Source organism: Providencia sp. UF-224 (assembly GCF_058245955.1).
Map to the genome: position 1 here is coordinate 77134 of NZ_JBSICC010000013.1, position 18166 is coordinate 95299.

16 protein-coding genes are annotated in these 18166 nt (G+C 46.0%); 11 read left to right on the forward strand and 5 right to left on the reverse strand.

Going from position 1 to position 18166, the window contains the following annotated elements:
* Nucleotides 1–107: 107 nt before the first annotated feature.
* Nucleotides 108–1496, reverse strand: coding sequence for a cysteine--tRNA ligase (cysS, locus tag AC4IFO_RS13905; RefSeq protein ID WP_490735189.1), 1389 nt, complete (start codon nt 1494–1496; stop codon nt 108–110).
* A gap of 268 nt (nt 1497–1764) precedes the next feature.
* Here cysS and ppiB point away from each other — a divergent pair, with 268 nt between their 5' ends.
* The 5 genes from ppiB to AC4IFO_RS13930 all read left to right on the forward strand — a co-directional run bounded on the left by ppiB (nt 1765) and on the right by AC4IFO_RS13930 (nt 6097).
* Nucleotides 1765–2259 carry a peptidylprolyl isomerase B gene (gene ppiB, locus AC4IFO_RS13910; RefSeq protein WP_219246164.1) on the forward strand — a complete coding sequence of 165 codons (495 nt, stop codon included), beginning with the start codon at nt 1765–1767 and terminating at the stop codon, nt 2257–2259.
* A gap of 10 nt (nt 2260–2269) precedes the next feature.
* Nucleotides 2270–2995 carry a UDP-2,3-diacylglucosamine diphosphatase gene (lpxH, locus tag AC4IFO_RS13915; RefSeq protein ID WP_490735192.1) on the forward strand — a complete coding sequence of 242 codons (726 nt, stop codon included), beginning with the start codon at nt 2270–2272 and terminating at the stop codon, nt 2993–2995.
* Between the two features lie 148 nt (nt 2996–3143).
* Nucleotides 3144–3659 (forward strand): 5-(carboxyamino)imidazole ribonucleotide mutase, encoded by a 516-nt coding sequence (gene purE / locus AC4IFO_RS13920; RefSeq protein ID WP_490735194.1) that lies wholly within the window; start codon nt 3144–3146, stop codon nt 3657–3659.
* Nucleotides 3659–4741: a 5-(carboxyamino)imidazole ribonucleotide synthase gene (gene purK, locus AC4IFO_RS13925; protein ID WP_490735196.1), complete on the forward strand. Its 1083-nt coding sequence runs from the start codon at nt 3659–3661 to the stop codon at nt 4739–4741. Before purE ends, purK begins: the two co-directional genes overlap by 1 nt.
* 102 nt (nt 4742–4843) lie before the next feature.
* Nucleotides 4844–6097 (forward strand): MFS transporter, encoded by a 1254-nt coding sequence (locus AC4IFO_RS13930; protein WP_490735197.1) that lies wholly within the window; start codon nt 4844–4846, stop codon nt 6095–6097.
* Nucleotides 6098–6223: 126 nt separating this feature from the next.
* Here AC4IFO_RS13930 and AC4IFO_RS13935 read toward each other — a convergent pair whose 3' ends face one another.
* The 3 genes from AC4IFO_RS13935 to ybbA form a co-directional block, all read right to left on the reverse strand.
* A complete protein-coding gene (locus AC4IFO_RS13935) occupies nt 6224–7606 on the reverse strand; it encodes an esterase-like activity of phytase family protein (RefSeq protein WP_490735199.1) in 1383 nt (460 codons plus the stop codon).
* Nucleotides 7607–7746: 140 nt separating this feature from the next.
* Nucleotides 7747–10194 carry a putative ABC transporter permease subunit YbbP gene (gene ybbP / locus AC4IFO_RS13940; protein ID WP_490735201.1) on the reverse strand — a complete coding sequence of 816 codons (2448 nt, stop codon included), beginning with the start codon at nt 10192–10194 and terminating at the stop codon, nt 7747–7749.
* Complete coding sequence (gene ybbA, locus AC4IFO_RS13945; RefSeq protein ID WP_219246158.1) at nt 10191–10877, reverse strand: putative ABC transporter ATP-binding protein YbbA; 687 nt, start codon at nt 10875–10877, stop codon at nt 10191–10193. The genes ybbP and ybbA overlap by 4 nt, the downstream gene beginning before the upstream one ends.
* On the opposite strand from ybbA, the gene tesA reads away from it, so the two are divergent.
* The 5 genes from tesA (at nt 10845) to AC4IFO_RS13970 (ending at nt 14712) form a co-directional block, all read left to right on the forward strand.
* Nucleotides 10845–11486, forward strand: coding sequence for a multifunctional acyl-CoA thioesterase I/protease I/lysophospholipase L1 (gene tesA, locus AC4IFO_RS13950; protein WP_219246157.1), 642 nt, complete (start codon nt 10845–10847; stop codon nt 11484–11486). The genes ybbA and tesA overlap by 33 nt on opposite strands.
* A gap of 77 nt (nt 11487–11563) precedes the next feature.
* Entirely contained in the window at nt 11564–12367 is an 804-nt protein-coding gene (locus AC4IFO_RS13955; protein ID WP_490735204.1) for an SDR family oxidoreductase, read from the forward strand.
* A 59-nt stretch (nt 12368–12426) separates the two neighbouring features.
* The gene (locus AC4IFO_RS13960; RefSeq protein WP_490735206.1) at nt 12427–13287 is read left to right on the forward strand and encodes a co-chaperone YbbN; all 861 of its coding nucleotides are present in this window, start codon (nt 12427–12429) and stop codon (nt 13285–13287) included.
* 13 nt (nt 13288–13300) lie between these two features.
* Nucleotides 13301–14236, forward strand: coding sequence for an SPFH domain-containing protein (locus AC4IFO_RS13965; RefSeq protein WP_206082909.1), 936 nt, complete (start codon nt 13301–13303; stop codon nt 14234–14236).
* Nucleotides 14233–14712 (forward strand): NfeD family protein, encoded by a 480-nt coding sequence (locus tag AC4IFO_RS13970; protein WP_353242028.1) that lies wholly within the window; start codon nt 14233–14235, stop codon nt 14710–14712. The genes AC4IFO_RS13965 and AC4IFO_RS13970 overlap by 4 nt, the downstream gene beginning before the upstream one ends.
* Here the strand turns inward: AC4IFO_RS13970 and cueR are convergent.
* Complete coding sequence (gene cueR / locus AC4IFO_RS13975) at nt 14666–15076, reverse strand: Cu(I)-responsive transcriptional regulator (protein ID WP_490735208.1); 411 nt, start codon at nt 15074–15076, stop codon at nt 14666–14668. The two genes, AC4IFO_RS13970 and cueR, sit on opposite strands and share 47 nt — an antisense overlap.
* 120 nt (nt 15077–15196) lie before the next feature.
* On the opposite strand from cueR, the gene copA reads away from it, so the two are divergent.
* Nucleotides 15197–18130, forward strand: a complete 2934-nt coding sequence (gene copA, locus AC4IFO_RS13980) for a copper-exporting P-type ATPase CopA (protein WP_490735210.1) — start codon at nt 15197–15199, stop codon at nt 18128–18130.
* The last annotated feature ends 36 nt before the right edge of the window (nt 18131–18166 follow it).

Genomic DNA, 18166 nt, shown 5'->3' on the forward strand with positions numbered 1-18166 from the left:
GCGTCAAGGGAAGTTATCCTTAGGAGCATAATAAGTATGTGACTAAGGTAACTGAGCGCAGACAACAACGCTGCTGTTTGAAATATGACGCGTAGACGCGTAAGCGTTTATTTACGACGCCACGTCGTCCCCGCCGATGAATCCTCCAACACAATTCCCATCGCCGTTAATGCATCACGTGCAGCATCGGCTTGTGCCCAATCTTTATTTTGACGTGCATCTAAGCGCTGTTGAATTAACGCTTCGATTTTTGCAACTTCCGCGTCATCTTCACCTTGAGCACCGCCTTTTAAAAAGCTTTCTGGGTCTTGTTCCAGTAAGCCGAGCACGCCTGCTAGTTCACGCAGTTCAGCTGCCATACCGTTAGCAGCGGCCATATCTTCCGCTTTCAAACGGTTGATTTCACGCACCATGTCAAATAACACGGAATAGGCTTCTGGTGTATTGAAGTCGTCATTCATGGCTTCAACGAAGCGTGCTTTAAAGGCTTCACCGCCCGCTGCTTTTGCTGATTTATCTGTGCCACGTAATGCTGTGTACATGCGCTCTAACGCAGTACGCGCTTGCTTCAGGTTTTCTTCTGTGTAATTCAGTTGGCTACGATAATGGCCTGAAAGCAGGAAGTAACGCACTGTTTCAGCATCGTAATACTCGAGCACATCACGAATAGTGAAGAAGTTATTGAGAGACTTCGACATTTTCTCTCTATCAACCATCACCATCCCTGAGTGCATCCAATAGTTAACATATGGGCCATCATGAGCACAGGTCGATTGCGCAATTTCATTTTCATGATGCGGGAACATTAAGTCCGAACCACCACCGTGAATATCAAAATGATTACCCAATGTTTTGCTATTCATCGCAGAACACTCAATGTGCCAACCCGGGCGGCCTAAGCCCCATGGTGACTCCCAGCTTGGCTCCCCTTCTTTGGACATTTTCCAAAGCACGAAATCCATTGGGTTACGTTTAACGTCTGCAACTTCAACGCGAGCACCCGCTTGAAGCTGTTCTAAATCTTGACGAGATAACAGCCCGTAATTTGGGTCAGTTTTCACTTCAAACATCACATCGCCGTTATCCGCCACATAAGCATGGCCACGTTCGATTAAGCTTTCAGTTAGCTCAATAATTTCGCCGATGTGGCGTGTGGCACGTGGTTCGCTATCAGGGCGTAGAATATTCAACGCATCAAAATCTTTGTGCATTTCCGCTAACATGCGAGTGGTGAGTTCTTCAACACTTTCGTTATTTTCTGCAGCACGTTTAATGATTTTATCGTCGATATCCGTCACGTTGCGAACATAATTCAAATCATAGCCTAAATAGCGCAAATAACGGCTAATTGCATCAAATGCCACAAATGTACGGCCATGGCCGATATGACACAAGTCGTAGATAGTGATGCCACACACATACATCCCAATCTTTCCTGCGTGGATGGGCTTAAACTCTTCTTTTTGACGACTTAGTGTATTAAAAATTTGTAGCATCTGGACTTTTCCATGTAAGTGAAAAATGATTATCGATTTCTATCGGTAAAATACCATGTTATTGAACCCCGATCACCTTAAGAATGCAAGGGTTTACCCTGCCTTTTCTTGTTGAATTCAACAGGCATTTAATACACACCTATTATGCTATAAAGCACCGGCAAAATGCACTGTCACTTCAAGTCGGGTTTTATCTGTGATATAAACGTGCAGATCTCAACGCTTTCGCAAGATAGCGCACAAAAAACAATTATTCAGGATAGCTATTATGGTTACATTTCATACCAATCACGGCGACATTGTTATCAAAACATTTGACGATAAAGCGCCAGTCACAGTCGAAAACTTTTTAACTTACTGCCGTGAAGGTTTTTACAATAATACCATTTTCCACCGTGTTATTAACGGCTTCATGATCCAAGGCGGTGGTTTTGAGCCGGGCATGGAACAAAAAAACACGAAAGCGCCTATTAAAAACGAAGCAAACAACGGTTTAAAAAACACCCGTGGTACGCTGGCAATGGCTCGTACTAACGACCCTCACTCTGCCACCGCACAATTCTTTATCAACGTTGCTGATAATGACTTCTTAAACTTCCGTTCAGAGCGCCCAGATGGCTGGGGTTACTGCGTATTTGCTGAAGTCGTTGAAGGCATGGACGTGGTTGATAAAATCAAAGGCGTTTCTACTGGCCGTAGCGGTTTCCACCAAGACGTTCCTCGTGAAGATGTTGTGATTGAAAAAGTGACTGTCAGCGAGTAATCCTGCCTCTATGTCCACTTACATCATTGCAGATCTGCATTTGAGTGAAGATGAACCGGCGATCACCGCCGGTTTTATCAATTTTATTCAACAGCAAGCCATCCACGCCGATAGCCTGTATATCCTCGGTGATTTTTTCAATTATTGGGTGGGCGATGACGATAACACCCCGCTTCATCAACGCGTCGCAAACGAGCTAAAACAGCTCACAGCAAAAGGCATTCCTTGTTATTTCATTCATGGCAACCGCGATTTTTTAATCGGTAAACGCTATGCCAAGCAGTGTGGAATGACAATTTTGCCCCAAGAAACCCTTCTCGATATTTATGATAAGCGCATTTTAATTCTACACGGTGATACCTTGTGCACCGATGATATGGCTTATCAAAACTACCGTAAAAAAGTTCACACGCCTTGGATCCAACGTGTTTTTCTCACACTTCCGCTGTTTATTCGCCGTCGGATCGCGCAAAAAATGCGTAAAAACAGCCAATATGCCAGTAGCATGAAAGCGGAATCCATTATGGATGTTAATCCACAAGCGGTTGTTGACGCACTACAAAGACACCAAGCCCAATGGATGATCCACGGCCATACCCACCGCCCCGCCATTCATGAAATCAATATTGGCGGAAAGCTACATTTCCGTGGAGTATTAGGTGCATGGCACCATGACGGTTCTGCCTTTGTGATTAATGAACAAGGCATCGAACTGATTTTCTTTCCCTTCGAATAACCACAGACAATTTCTTGGTCGTAAACGCGACCGTTTGCTTATTTATTAATCACGCAAACGTTTTCCTTGCTGCTTTGTCGTGATATGATCGACTCAATTCAATTCTCCACCTTCGGGTGACGTTTTTTTCAATACAGGAAAGCACCAAATGACTGCCCAAGCTTCTGCTCAATCTGCGGCAAAAATCGCCATTGTTATGGGTTCGAAAAGTGATTGGACGACCATGCAGCACGCTGCTGATGTATTAACCGAACTCCAAATTCCTTTTCACGTCGAAATTGTCTCCGCACACCGTACACCCGATAAACTGTTTTCATTTGCCGAAACTGCCAAAGCAAACGGCTTTGATGTAATTATTGCAGGCGCTGGTGGTGCAGCCCATTTACCGGGGATGTTAGCGGCCAAAACCTTAGTGCCTGTTTTTGGTGTTCCTGTACAAAGTGCCGCACTCAGTGGTGTTGATAGCTTATATTCCATCGTCCAGATGCCAAAAGGTATTCCTGTGGGCACCTTGGCGATTGGTAAAGCAGGTGCTGCAAATGCCGCATTACTAGCGGCGCAAGTCTTAGCTATCGCTGATGACGCTGTTTTTAAGCGCTTATCCACATGGCGTGAAACACAAACTAACGACGTACTCAATAACCCAGACCCGAGGGACGCGTAATGAAACCCGTTTGCGTACTGGGTAACGGTCAACTCGGCCGTATGTTGCGCCAAGCTGGTGAGCCGCTGGGCATCGCGGTATTCCCTGTTGGGCTAGATGCAGAACCTGAAGCCGTTCCTTATCAGCAAAGTGTGATCACCGCTGAAATCGAACGTTGGCCTGAAACGCCATTGACCAAAGAATTAGCACGCCACAATGCCTTTATTAACCGCGATATTTTCCCGCGTTTAGCCGACCGCTTTCCGCAAAAGAGCCTGTTTGATAGTTTAAATTTGTCAACCGCCCCTTGGGCACTGCTTGAATCCCCTGCACAATGGTCTGAATTATTCTCCTCACTGGGTGATTTTCTGATAGTCAAGCGCAGAACAGGCGGTTATGACGGGCGCGGCCAATGGCGTATACGCCCCGGCGATGAAATCAATCTACCGGCTGAAATCTACGGTGAATGCATTGTCGAGCAAGGCATCCCTTTTGATGCTGAAGTGTCTGTCATTGGTGCACGTAATGCTGCGGGTGAATCCGTTTTTTACCCTATCACTCACAATTTGCACCAAGAAGGCATCTTACGCACCAGCGTTGCGTTCCCAAAATCCACAAATCCCCAGCAAGAGACCGCACAAACTATGTTAAGTGCGGTGATGGATGAGCTTGGTTATATTGGTGTGATGGCGATGGAATGCTTTGTTGTCGGCGACACACTGCTTATCAATGAAATTGCCCCTCGCGTACATAATAGCGGGCACTGGACACAAAACGGGGCCTCAATCAGCCAATTTGAGTTGCATTTACGTGCCATTTTGAATCTGCCAATGCCATCTCCTGAAGTATTCAGCCCTGCGGTGATGGTGAACTTAATTGGTACTGGTGTGAATATTGATTGGCTCAATTTGCCACTCGTCCACTTGCATTGGTATGAAAAAGAGGTGCGCCCAGCCCGCAAAGTTGGCCACTTAAACCTCTCCCACAGCGATTGCCCACTGTTAGCCGAAACCCTTAGCGCATTAATTCCTCTGTTACCAAATGAGTACAAAAGTGGCATTGAGTGGGCAAATGCAAAATTAGACTGGTACTCTCGTCAATAAATAGGGAAAATAGCCCTTAATCGATGCCCGAACTTGTTTTCGGGCATTCTGCTATTTTCGCCGTCATCCAGATGATAACTCTCCTGACTAAAGGTGTGCGGCATGACTGGAGTTACTATGTCCTCGCAGCATTTTAGTCCGTTTTATCAGTGGTGTATTTTAGTTCTGTTAGGGCTAGTGTATTTTTTAGCCACTGCGACCACTTTCACCTCATTAGGTGTTGTTTTGCCCGAAATGATCAGCGAACTAAAGTGGAGCTGGAGTGAAGCAGGTTTCGGCTTTACCTTATTAGGTCTAACTTGCGGGTTAGCAAGTTTCCTACCTTCCCTGTTAATCCGTAAAGTCGGTGTGCGAGCCACATTATTGCTCGGCACCTTGGTGTTCGTTGCAGGCTTTTATAGTCTTTATTCCACCAACACCATCAGCACCTATTTCTTAGGAACCGCCTTGATTGGTATTGGTTTTACCTTATTAGCTACCGTGCCCGGCACTTACGTACTTTCCCGATTATTTGAAAAACAGTCCCTCGCTTTTGGCTTGTATTTCACCATTGGTGGGCTCGGTGGGGTTGCAGGGCCATGGATTTATTTCTACGCCTCAAACCAATTGGGCTCGTGGCGTATGCACTGGGTTTTATGCGCGGTCTATCTCAGCATCGTCACACTTATCACTATCTTTATGCTGCGAGAAGGTAAACAAGAGCAAGAACACGCCAAAAAAGTGATGCAAAAACAGGTCAGTAATGCAAGCAAACCCATTTACCGTACTGCCGAAGTATGGACGGTTGGACGCGCTCTGCGTACGTGGCAATTTTATTTAATCGCTGCAACTTATACGTCATTTTTATGGTGTGGGATTACCGTAAATAGCTTTGCAGTTGCCCATATTGAAGAACGAGGCTTCGGTATGACAGTAGCGGTTTCATTACTGAGTACGATGGCTTTTGTAAATGCATTCTCACGTTTTATTGGTGGGGCTGCTGGAGAATGGCTGGAGCCGAAAAAACTGCTTATTGGCAGCTTAATTATTATGGTGTTAGGGGTTATCTTCCTCAGTATCGCAAGCTCTTGGTTCTGGTTAATTTTATTTGTGCTGTTTGTAGGGATTGGTTACGGCATGACATTCTTGGCCTCAAGCGTTTTGCTATCAAACTACTTTGGCCGCGGGCCTTATTTAGAGCTATTTTCTGTGGTTAACTTGATTTCAACTATTGCCTGTTTAGCGCCATTTATCGCAGGTGGGATCAAGGACTACACAGGTAGCTTCACCCCCGCATTTTTAGTGATTGCCGCCCCTGTTGTGGTGATCCTCGGTTTGACCTTAATGATGAAACCACCTTCCCTCAACGCCAAATAAAAAATCCCGAGCACAAGCTCGGGAAAATAATAACCAAGGGAAAATGATCAGAAAACCAGATATTGGATCAAAACATGCGTTTCATATTGTGCCACCATAAACCACAATGAGGTGGCACAAAGTCAATCAAGGCTTTAACAATTCAGGCACTTTCAACAGAATAAACTCGTTATCATCGGCTTTATTAGGATCACGGCTCGATGAAAATGGGTAGTTATTGTCATTTCCAACAATAATATGTTCGCCGTCAACCACGTCCACGTTCTCAATCGTGAAGAATGGGAAAGTAAACACCCCATCATTCAGTGGCTTTCTAGCCTGACTATTTGGGTCTTTAATATTCATTAAATCAATGTACGCCTGCTTATCAACCGCACCGCCGACGTTTTCGTCTGAAAATGCAATGCGGTATACGCGTTTAAATTTCGCGAGGTTACTAAAGCAATTTTCCGTGTTTGCACTGCCCGCGGCGCAGGCTTTATCCGATGTCCCCTCACCATTATCACGTTCGATAATTAAGCCGTGGGTCTCATCGATTAAATTAAAATCGCCGATAGCATTTTGATTGTCTTCAAATACATACAACCAACTTCTACCTGTCCAATCTTGTTTTTTCACATCAAACTCAAGAATGCGAGCAGCACGTTTGCCATCTACATTTTCATAATCTTGTTTCTCATCTACCCAAATCGCCCCTTCAAGCATTGGGTACAGTTTTGAACCGTCTGGCGAGGAGGCCATCCCTTCAAATCCTTTTGAGCGATTAACTTGGAAAGCCACTTTATCCGTTGGTTTACCCGGTGTGGTGACTTGGTAATGATCAGGGGAAACCACTTTTTTGCCATCGACTTGCGTTTCAAACAGGGCTAGCACTTTGCCATCCAAATCCATTTTTAACAGGTATGGGCCAAATTCATCCCCTACCCATAACGCGCCATCCGCAAATTGAAAACTTTCTGGGTCAAAATCACTGCCCGTTAAATAACGTTCCTTTGTGCTCTCATTAATAATATGAAAAGGAATGATTTTATCGGGATCATGGAAAAAAACCGTTTTGAGTGGTGTGGTTTTGCCTGATTTAAAATCGATATCATATTGCGTCACATACAGCATCGAGTCTGGTGAATTCACTTTATTACCGAACCCATTATCCGTTAACACCCAATAGGTACCATCCGCCATACGTTTAATCCCCGAATGGCCTTGTAATGGCTGCCCTTTAATTGGAATGTGTTTTCCTGTTGGGCGATCAGCGGATTTTCCTTCCACTTTACCGAGGGTATCAACGCGTGTCCCCGTGGTGAATTTACCGCTAACTTGTAAGTCTGAAGGCGCATTTTGTGGTGCAGGCACCGTGGAATCAACAGGAAGAATAGAATGCCCCGCTAATGTGGCAGGCACTTCTTGTTGAGCGAACCCTGAGAGGCTGAATGAAATCAAGCTTGCCAATAAAGAAAACGAGCCAACTTTTTGTTTAACTGAGCGTTTAATTGAATTTTTATGCTGCATGGTTATGTTTCCATTTTAAGGCTATCAATAATCGACGGCGGAATCATAACTTGAGTGAATGACGGTTTTGTGAAGGATTGAAGACAGTTATTTTAATTGGGCGTAAATGATTTCACGCCCAATTATTCTTTATAAACTAATCACCCATTGGGTAATCGGCGGTGCTGGCTGCCTGTGCCTAATAAACGCAAGCCTAACCAGCCACCACAAATAGACAGCAAAATAGCCGCGCACAGAGGCAATAACACCCACATACGCCATTCAGGTTGCCATGGGAAATCAAACACTTTGCTCTGCAATAACCACAGGGCAATTTCAGCACCAAAGGCTGCGGCAAGGCCAGCCATTAAGCCAAGCAATGCAAACTCGCTCCATAAGGTTCTACGCATCAGTTTTTTGCTTGCGCCCAAGGTCCGATAGACCACCAGCTCCCGTTCCCGTTGGCTCATTCCCACTTGAATTTGCGCCAGCAATAGCAATAACCCACAGAAAATCACCAAAACCACCATCACTTCAAGGGCTTGGCTGACTTGCTGAAGAATTTGCTGAATCTGCGTAATGATAGCCCCCGTATCCAACACATTGATAGTCGGATAATGGCGGCTAAGTTGTGTCAATAACTGGCCATCACCTTCATAATGAAAACTACTCAGCCATGTTGCAGGCATTTTCGATAAGCTTTCTTCCGAGAAAATAAAGTAGAAATTCGGTCGTAAACTTTCCCAGTCTACCGTTCGGATACTGCTTACTGTCGCCGAAAAGACTTGTGCTCCCGCATTAAACGTCAGCTTATCCCCCAGTTTTAACCCTAACTCTTTGACAACAGTTTGTTCGATGGACACTTCACCCGCTTTCGGTGGCCATGTGCCTTCATCCACAATATTTGCAGGCGCCAATTGGGATTGCCACGTCAAACTGAGTTCACGCCTCACCGTGTTATTGTTCGGGTCGCGCTTATCAGCCCACTCAATAGCAGATTGGTCGTTAATATCGGTTAAGCGTGCCAATACCACGGGGTTAAACTCGGTAGGTTTAACTTGATACTGTGCCAATAGCTGAGTTACAGGCTTAAGCTGTGACTCGTTCATATTAATTAGAAAATAATTTGGGCTATCCGCGGGGAGTTGTTGCTGCCAACGATCGAGCAAATCCCCTCGCACTAAAATTAATAATGCCAACAACATAAACGAGAGCGAAAATGCGCTCATTTGGGTGATAGTCTGTAACGGTTGGCGTAATAAACGGCTCACAGAAAGACGCAAACTCAGTTGGCGAAACTTAATGTGCCTCAGCCCCCAAAGCCCGACCCAGCCAATTAAAGCCAATAAAATCGCAACGACAACAATCCCCGCCAAAATCGACCATAACAGAGGGTTTACTCCCGCAAAAACAAATAACCCGCCCACGACAATTAAAATAACCACAGGGAGATAGTAATGCAGCGGCCACACAGGGGATTTTGCATCTTCACGTAACACCCGAGAAGGTTGGGTCGCCATCAATTGGTAATAAGGTCGACTGCCTACAATAATGGCAATGATAAACAATGTCCCTATCGCCCAGACCCACGGCATTAGGCTAGCAGGAGGCAATTCTTTTGGCAGCATTGCGCCCAGAATTTGCATCAGAATGCCCTCAAAGGCTAGCCCTAATAATGAACCTAATAACGCCGCTGCCACTAAAATGACTAACCACTGGCCAATGATCCATTTGCGTAGCGCACTACGCCCTGCCCCAAGGGTTTTTAGAACCGCAATCAGCTGGTGACGGCTGCGGCAATAGTGAGTCATAGAAACCACAACAGCAGCAATCGCTAATAACAGGGTTAATAAGACAGATAACAACAAAAACTGCTGAGCACGTTGGAAGGTTTTCCCCACCGCGCCATTGTCTTCACTTAAGGTATACCAGCGCTGGTCATTGCGCAGGTCTTTATCAAATTTCTGTTTAAATGCATCGATAACCTGACTATCTCCCGCAAACATGTCGCGATAGGTTAAACGGCTACCGAGCTGAATTGCCCCTGTTAACGGTGCGTCTTCAATCGCAATTAATACCCTTGGTGCAATCTGGAACGGGTTAAAACCACTATCAGGCTCTTGGATTAACTTGCCAGAAACCTTTAATGTCGCATCACCGATATCAATATTATCGCCAATGCTCAGATTCAATAACTCTAATAAGCGAGGGGCAACTAACACCTCCCCTTGGGTTGGTACTAACCCCTCAGGTTCTGTAACTAACCCACCATATAGCGGATAAGCCTTGTCAGCGGCTTTGACTAACACCAACTGTGGTCGGGCATCTTCATCTTCCGTTGCATAGGCCATCGTCGAAAATGAAATCTGCTGACTCAGTTTTAACCCGTCTTTTTGGGCCTCTTGCAACCAAGCGGGCTCGCTCGGGTGTGAGGAGCGTAGAACCAGATCCCCGGCAAGTAGCTCACGGCTTTGGTAGCTCATGCTGTTTTCAATACGGTCACTAATGCGCCCTAACGCTAATACACACGCAACAGCGAGCGTGAGCGCTAACCAAACAATCAGTAATGAGGGCGTTTTCCATTCACGCCAGAACCAACGCCAAATCATGCTTCTTCCCTCAATTGCCCATCAACTAAGCGTAAGCGGCGCTGGCAACGTGCGGCGAGTTCGTTATCGTGTGTGACTAAAATTAGCGTCGTACCATGTTCTTTGTTCATGGCAAACAGTAAATCAGCAATTTTATCCCCTGTTTGCCTATCGAGGTTACCTGTTGGCTCATCGGCGAATAAAATTTGCGGCCGACCATTAAATGCACGCGCAAGCGCCACACGTTGTTGTTCACCACCAGAAAGCTGCGGTGGCATGTGCTTCATGCGATCTTTCAAGCCTAAGTCAGTCAGTAACTCTGCTGCATGTTGGTAGCTCGATGACTCTGACTCTCCACGTAGTAGCGAAGGTAACTGCACGTTTTCAATGGCATTTAATGTGGGGATTAACATAAATGATTGAAACACAAACCCCACGCTTTGTGCACGTAAACGGGCGCGTTCTTCTTCATCCATACGTGTTAGGTCTTGACCCAATAAATTCACCGTGCCACTCGTGCCATCATCTAAGCCCGCAATGATCCCAAGCAGGGTTGATTTCCCCGATCCAGACTCGCCAATTAAAGCAATTGTTTGACCAGACTCGACAATTAGCTCAACACCTTGCAATATAGTCAGTTCATGTTCACCTTGACCAACACGTTTAATGAGATGATGAACTTCAAGAATATTATTCGCCGACATATATTGGTTTTTCTCCTGTTACTGACTGCAAGTGGACACGCCCTTGCGTCAACTAAGCTATTGATCTTAGGTGATAGCCTAAGTGCAGGCTACCGTTTACCGGCTGAGCAGGCATGGGCCTCTTTGCTTGCCGACCGCTGGCAGAAACTGTCTCCGCCTATTGAGGTGGTCAATGGCAGCATTAGTGGCAATACATCAGCACAAGGGCTGGAACGCCTTTCTACCTTATTGGAACAAAATAAACCGAGCTGGGTGCTGATCGAATTAGGCGCTAACGATGGTCTGCAAGGCTTACCTGTCGAACAACTGGAAACTAATTTACAGCAAATTATCGACCAAATCGTGCAATCGGGTGCAAAACCGCTCTTAATGCAAATTCGTATTCCACCAAATTATGGAAAACGTTATACAACAAGCTTTGAAAAAGTGTACCCAAAATTAGCGGATAGCAATCAAATTCCGTTACTGCCTTTTTACATGGAGACTGTTATCACTAAGCCGGAATGGATACAACAAGATGGGATACACCCGACTGTTGAAGCACAGCCATCCATTGCTGACTTTATGGAAAAACAACTTTCCGCACATATTTTACCCTCAAACAAGTAAAATAGACGGTAAACAAACGCGATAAAGGGCTCTTTATACGCGAAATAAATTCAGTTGCATGAAATGAAGGTAAAGTTATGCAAACATCCGCACGAAACGGAAAATCGGTTCTGATCACTGGTGCATCAAGCGGTATCGGCTTTTGTGCTGCCCAAACTCTGCGCCAGCGTGGCTACCATGTGATTGTCGCGTGTCGCAAAGAGAGCGATATTTTACGCTTGAGAGACCTTGGCTTTGATACTGTTGCTCTCAACCTTGATGATAAAGATAGCATAGATACAGCGGCACAAGAGGTGCTAACACTCTGTAATCACCGACTTTTCGGATTATTCAACAATGCGGGATTTGGGGTTTATGGGCCATTAAACAGTGTGAATCGGGAACAGCTTGAAGCCCAGTTTTCCACCAACTTTTTCGGAGTCCACCAATTGACCTTCCAACTGCTGCCCGCCATGCTAGCACACAACGAAGGGCGCATTGTGCAGACCAGTTCGGTGATGGGAATTATCTCTACGCCGGGTCGTGGTGCTTATGCCGCGAGCAAATATGCATTGGAAGGTTGGTCAGATGCCTTGCGGTTAGAATTAAAAGGCAGCGGTGTTTTTGTGAGTTTAATTGAGCCGGGGCCCATTCACACAGCATTTACGCAAAATGTTGAACAAACTCAGAAAGATAAACCGGTTAAAAACCCGGGGATTGCCTCACGCTTTACCTTAACCCCAGAGCATGTGGTGGAAAAGCTTATCCATGCGTTAGAAAGCCCACGTCCACGCGTACGTTATTCCGTTACCCTTTTGACGGTGGCTGTTCGAGTACTTAAACGTATTTTACCTGACAAACTGATGGATAAAATACTGGCAAATCAGGGAAAAAAGGCTTGAAAAAAGCAAAATAAGCCCCACTCTACTATTAATGCTAACTCATTCAAAAGAGATACCCTATGTTTGCGAATAACGCCCAAATTATTGATATTAACGAAACCAACCTTCATCAAGTCATTGAACAATCAATGAACTTACCCGTCATGTTCTACTTTTGGTCACCGCGTAGCCCCCATTGCCAAGAATTTGGCCCAATGTTGGAAAAAATTGCCAACGACTACGCAGGTTTATATATCTTAGCTAAAGTTAATTGTGACGAAGAGCAAATGATTGCCAGCCAGTTTGGCTTAAAAGCCATTCCAACAGTGTATGTGCTGCAAAATGGTCGCCCCGTTGACGGCTTTGAAGGGCCACAGCCAGAAGAGGTGGTGTTAGAAATTTTATCCCGTGTTCTACCAAGCCCTGAAGAGCTGAAAGCAGCGCAAGCGGCTGAATTAATTGCTGAAGGTAAAACACAAGAAGCGTTGCCTCTGCTGAAAGAAGCTCATCAACTAAACCCGAAAAATAGCGATATCACGCTGTTATTGGCGGAAACACAAATTAACCTAAAACTCGTCGATGAAGCACAAACCACCTTAGATGTAGTGCCATTACAAGACAAAGACAGCCGTTATCAAGGGCTGATTGCGCAAATTGAGTTGTTAAAACAAGCGGCAGATACCCCTGAAATTCAGCAATTGCAGGACGAATTTAATCAAGATCCGCAAAATACCACATTAGCCGTTCAATTAGCGCTAAAATTACATGAAGTGAACCGTAACGAAGAAGCGCTTGAGATGTTATTTAGCTTCTTACGTAAAGACTTAGGTGCCGGTGACGGTGCGGTGAAAAAAACCATGATGGATATTATGTCTGCCATGGGAACGGGCGATGCGATTGCGAGTAAATATCGCCGCCAAATGTATTCATTACTTTATTAATTAAGGGTTAGATATGGACTTGTTCGCCTTTGGTGCCATCCCGATTATTATTTTTGTGGCCATCGTTATTGTTTTCACCTGCGTTAAAACAGTACCGCAGGGTTTCCAATGGACGGTTGAACGTTTTGGGCGTTACACCCGTACATTGCAACCTGGGCTGCATATTATTGTGCCATTTATGGACAAAATTGGCCGCCGCATCAATATGATGGAACAAGTCCTTGATATCCCATCCCAAGAAGTTATTTCACGGGATAACGCCAACGTTACCATTGATGCTGTGTGCTTTATTCAAGTGGTTGACCCTGTTCGTGCCGCTTATGAAGTCAGCAATTTAGAGCTCTCCGTGCTTAACCTGACGATGACCAACATTCGTACCGTGTTAGGGTCAATGGAGCTTGATGAAATGCTGTCTCAGCGTGATTCAATCAACTCCCGCTTATTACACGTCGTAGATGAAGCCACTAACCCGTGGGGCGTGAAAATTACCCGTATTGAAATTCGTGATGTGAAGCCGCCAAAAGAACTTATCAGCGCGATGAATGCGCAGATGAAAGCGGAACGAACAAAACGTGCCGATATTTTAGAAGCGGAAGGTATTCGCCAAGCGGCAATCTTGAAAGCTGAAGGTGAAAAACAATCGCAAATTTTAAAAGCTGAAGGGGAAAGGCAGTCTGCTTTCTTACAAGCAGAAGCCCGTGAAAGAGCCGCAGAAGCGGAAGCCAGAGCCACCCAAATGGTGTCTGAAGCTATCGCCGCTGGGGATATGCAAGCCATTAACTACTTCGTGGCACAAAAATACACGGACGCTTTAACCAGTATCGGCTCGGCGCAAAACAGCAAAGTGATTATGATGCCATTAGAAGCCAGTAACTTAATGGGGGCTATCGGCGGCATTACTGAGCTCATTAGCGAAAGCAAGAAAACCACGCAAAAGGCAAAAGAATGATAGAGCTTATCAGTGCTCAACCGGCATGGTTTTGGCTGTGCCTTGGTGGGTTGTTACTGATTGCTGAGTTACTTGGTACAGGCGGCTATTTGCTTTGGACAGGGATTGCCGCTGTTGTCGTCGGTTTATTGACTTGGGCTTTGCCCTTCCTGAGTTGGGAGTGGCAAGGGATTTTATTTGCCGTCTTTACCCTTGTTTCTGCCGTGTTATGGCGCAAATGGTTAAGCGGCCGTAAAAAAAGTAAAGCCGATGATGTCAACCAAATCAGCCACCAGCTTGTGGGCTTTAAAGCCCGTTTATTAACGGATACCGAAGAAGGTTTTAGCCGTGTACGTCTTGCTGATGGCAGTTGGCGGGTATACAGCGATGTTCCACTTCTCGCGAATACTGAAGTGGTGGTTATCGCCGTTGATGGTATTACACTGCAAGTTAAGCCTTCTGGTGATGGCAACAGCCACGCGCCAGATGGTCAATAATTGGGCAGTCAGCTCCATCGTCCCCCGGGCACACATCCACCAGCTCTTGTAATGTATCGCGAATAGCAGACAGTTTTAAAATTGTCTGCTCTATTTCATTTATCTTAGCAATGGTTGTGCTTTTTACATCGGCGCTATGTCTGGTTGGATTACGAAACAGCCCCAATAACTCACCACATTCATCCAAGGTAAAGCCAACGTCTTTGGCTTGTTTAAGCAACACCAGTTCATTTAAGTGCCGTTCTTGATAATAGCGGTAACTATTCTCCCCCCTTTCCGGCGGTGTGATCAGCCCTTTATCTTCATAAAAACGGATGGCTTTTGCAGTTAGGCCTGTTTTTTTGGCAATTTCACTAATATTCATAATAACCCCTTGACCTTAACCTTGCTGGAAGGTGTAACCTTTGCTCATTGTCGAATTATAGACCTAATTGTAGATAAAGTTATAGACCCAAATTCATCGAACGGGTTCGGAGGCTGCAAAATGAGTAACAAAATTATCCTAAAATTACAGGGACTAAGCTGCATGCACTGTGTCGGCTCTGTCACTAAAGCATTAGAAGCGCGTGGTGATGTGGCAAATTTAAACGTCACTATTGACTACGCGACGTTAGAAAGTGATACCAATGTTGCTGATATCATCAACACAATTACTGAAGCAGGCTATGAAGCCGAAGTCGCATCAGCACCTGATGTCGAATTACAGCTTTCGGGTTTGAATTGCATGAAATGTGCAGGCAAAACCCAAAAAGCCCTTGAAGAAGTTGAAGGTGTTGCCGCTGCGGTGGTAAATACCACTCAGGCAAAAGTGTATGGCACAGCTGATGCACAAACCTTAATCGCTGCGGTTGAGCAAGCTGGATTTAAAGCCCAGCTGCCACAATCCGATGAAGTGACCTTATCCCTTTCAGGTTTAAGTTGCATGAAATGTGCAGCAAAAACCCAACAAGCACTTGAAGCCGTTGATGGTGTCACAAGTGTGCAAGTGGATACAACGTCTGCGGTCGTGCAAGGCTCTGCCCCAGTCTCGGCGTTAATTGCTGCGGTTGAAGCGGCAGGTTACCAAGCCACAGAAGGTGAATCTCACCCAAAAACTGAGCCGCTGACTACCCAAACTGAACAGCCGGATGCTGATTCAGCGGCAATTTGTGACATTCCGGCACAAGAGTCTGATTTAGGTGAGCAACCTGACATCGACCCAACCGATGACAGCGTACAGTTATTGCTTGATGGCATGACCTGTGCAAGCTGTGTCAATAAAGTGCAAAAAGCACTCAGCGGCGTCCCCGGCGTGGAAAACGCACGAGTGAATTTAGCTGAGCGCAGCGCATTAGTCACAGGAACGGCTAAGCCCGATGACCTGATCAATGCTGTGGTAAAAGCAGGCTATGGTGCTGAAATTATTCAAGATGAAGCCAAACGCCGCGAGCGCCAACAAGAAGTGGCTCAAGCCAATATGCGCCGCTTCCGTTGGCAATCCGCCTTAGCCTTAGCCCTTGGTATCCCTGTGATGGTATGGGGGATGATGGGCGATAACATGGTGCTGACGGAGCAAAACCACACCACGTGGCTCACCATTGGGGTATTAACCTTCCTCGTGATGGTATTCGCAGGTGGGCATTTTTATCGCAGCGCATGGCAAAGTTTGAAAAATGGCAGTGCCACCATGGACACCTTGGTCGCACTCGGTACAGGGGCTGCATGGCTCTACTCTATCGTCGTCAATATTTGGCCTGAATGGTTCCCTGACCAAGCTCGCCACCTTTATTACGAAGCCAGTGCGATGATTATCGGTTTGATTAACCTTGGTCATGCGTTAGAGCAACGAGCGCGCCAACGTTCATCCAAAGCCCTTGAAAGATTACTCGATTTAACGCCACCAACTGCGCGTGTCGTCACGGAGCAAGGCGAAGTTGACATGCCGTTGGAGCAAGTGAAAAAAGGTATGATCTTGCGCTTAGCAACGGGTGACCGTGTCCCTGTCGATGGGGAAATCATTGAAGGGGAAGTTTGGTTAGACGAAGCGATGCTGACGGGTGAGCCTATCCCCCAGCAAAAAAGTAAAGGTGACCCTGTGCATGCAGGCACCGTTGTACAAGATGGTACGGTGCTATTTCGTGCGGCGGCAGTCGGTAGCCAAACCACATTAGCACGGATTATCCACCTTGTTCGCCAAGCGCAAAGCAGTAAGCCGCAAATTGGCCAAATGGCGGATAAAATTTCAGCGGTGTTTGTTCCTGTCGTTGTTGCTATTGCCTTGATTTCAGGGGCTATATGGTACTTTGTTGGGCCTGCACCACAAATTACCTATGCGCTGGTTATCACCACAACGGTCTTAATTATCGCCTGTCCATGTGCTTTAGGATTGGCAACACCGATGTCGATAATTTCAGGCGTAGGGCGTGCGGCAGAGTTTGGGGTGTTAGTGCGTGATGCGGATGCTCTTCAACAAGCTAGCGAGTTGGACACTATCGTCTTTGATAAAACAGGTACATTGACTGAAGGTATGCCTCAGGTGACTGACATCCATGTGTTCAATGGATTTGACCAAGACAGTGCATTACAGCTCGCAGCCTCTTTGGAAAATGGTTCAAATCACCCATTAGCACGTGCAGTCTTAGCCAAAGCAAAAGGGTTAACCTTACCCGCTAATGAGCAATTTCGAACATTGGCAGGCTTAGGGGTAAGTGCCATTATTGATGGCAAAACCATTTTGTTAGGTAACCAGAAGCTGTTAGCACAAAGCAATGTGGATACCGCAGATGTAGACGGTCTTTTGCATCAACAAGCCACTCAAGGGGTGACCCCTGTACTGTTGGCGGTTGAGGGTAAAGTAGCGGCGTTATTATCCATCCGTGATCCACTGCGTGAAGACAGTATCAGCGCCCTTGCTCGCTTACATAAACAAGGCTTCCGCTTAGTGATGTTGACAGGGGATAACCCAGTCACTGCCAATGCGATTGCCAAAGAAGCGGGCATTGATGAAGTGATTGCAGGCGTAATGCCAGATGGCAAATCTGCGGCAATTGAAGCCTTACAAGCAAAAGGCCACAAAGTGGCAATGGTCGGTGATGGGATCAATGATGCTCCTGCACTTGCCCGTGCTGATGTGGGTATTGCGATGGGAGGCGGTAGTGATATCGCCATTGAAACAGCGTCTATCACCTTGATGCGTCAAAGCTTACATGGTGTTGCCGATGCAGTTTCTATCTCAAAAGGGACATTGCGTAATATGAAGCAAAACCTGTTCGGTGCCTTTGTGTACAACACACTGGGGATCCCAATTGCAGCGGGTATTTTATACCCACTAACAGGTACTTTACTTAACCCTGTAGTTGCAGGAGCAGCAATGGCGCTTTCCTCTATCACTGTCGTCAGCAACGCAAACCGTCTATTACGTTTTAAGCCTGAAAAATAACCTTTAAAAAAGGGTGAGAGCCTATCTCACCCTTTT

Coding starts and splice junctions, on each gene's coding strand:
- cysS (WP_490735189.1), bottom strand. CDS start 1,496: ATGCTACAAATTTTTAATACACTAAGTCGTCAAAAAGAAGAGTTTAAG.
- AC4IFO_RS13960 (WP_490735206.1), top strand. CDS start 12,427: ATGTTTGCGAATAACGCCCAAATTATTGATATTAACGAAACCAACCTT.
- cueR (WP_490735208.1), bottom strand. CDS start 15,076: ATGAATATTAGTGAAATTGCCAAAAAAACAGGCCTAACTGCAAAAGCC.
- ppiB (WP_219246164.1), top strand. CDS start 1,765: ATGGTTACATTTCATACCAATCACGGCGACATTGTTATCAAAACATTT.
- purK (WP_490735196.1), top strand. CDS start 3,659: ATGAAACCCGTTTGCGTACTGGGTAACGGTCAACTCGGCCGTATGTTG.
- lpxH (WP_490735192.1), top strand. CDS start 2,270: ATGTCCACTTACATCATTGCAGATCTGCATTTGAGTGAAGATGAACCG.
- AC4IFO_RS13955 (WP_490735204.1), top strand. CDS start 11,564: ATGCAAACATCCGCACGAAACGGAAAATCGGTTCTGATCACTGGTGCA.
- tesA (WP_219246157.1), top strand. CDS start 10,845: ATGATGAACTTCAAGAATATTATTCGCCGACATATATTGGTTTTTCTC.
- ybbA (WP_219246158.1), bottom strand. CDS start 10,877: ATGTCGGCGAATAATATTCTTGAAGTTCATCATCTCATTAAACGTGTT.
- AC4IFO_RS13935 (WP_490735199.1), bottom strand. CDS start 7,606: ATGCAGCATAAAAATTCAATTAAACGCTCAGTTAAACAAAAAGTTGGC.
- copA (WP_490735210.1), top strand. CDS start 15,197: ATGAGTAACAAAATTATCCTAAAATTACAGGGACTAAGCTGCATGCAC.
- ybbP (WP_490735201.1), bottom strand. CDS start 10,194: ATGATTTGGCGTTGGTTCTGGCGTGAATGGAAAACGCCCTCATTACTG.
- AC4IFO_RS13970 (WP_353242028.1), top strand. CDS start 14,233: ATGATAGAGCTTATCAGTGCTCAACCGGCATGGTTTTGGCTGTGCCTT.
- AC4IFO_RS13965 (WP_206082909.1), top strand. CDS start 13,301: ATGGACTTGTTCGCCTTTGGTGCCATCCCGATTATTATTTTTGTGGCC.
- purE (WP_490735194.1), top strand. CDS start 3,144: ATGACTGCCCAAGCTTCTGCTCAATCTGCGGCAAAAATCGCCATTGTT.
- AC4IFO_RS13930 (WP_490735197.1), top strand. CDS start 4,844: ATGACTGGAGTTACTATGTCCTCGCAGCATTTTAGTCCGTTTTATCAG.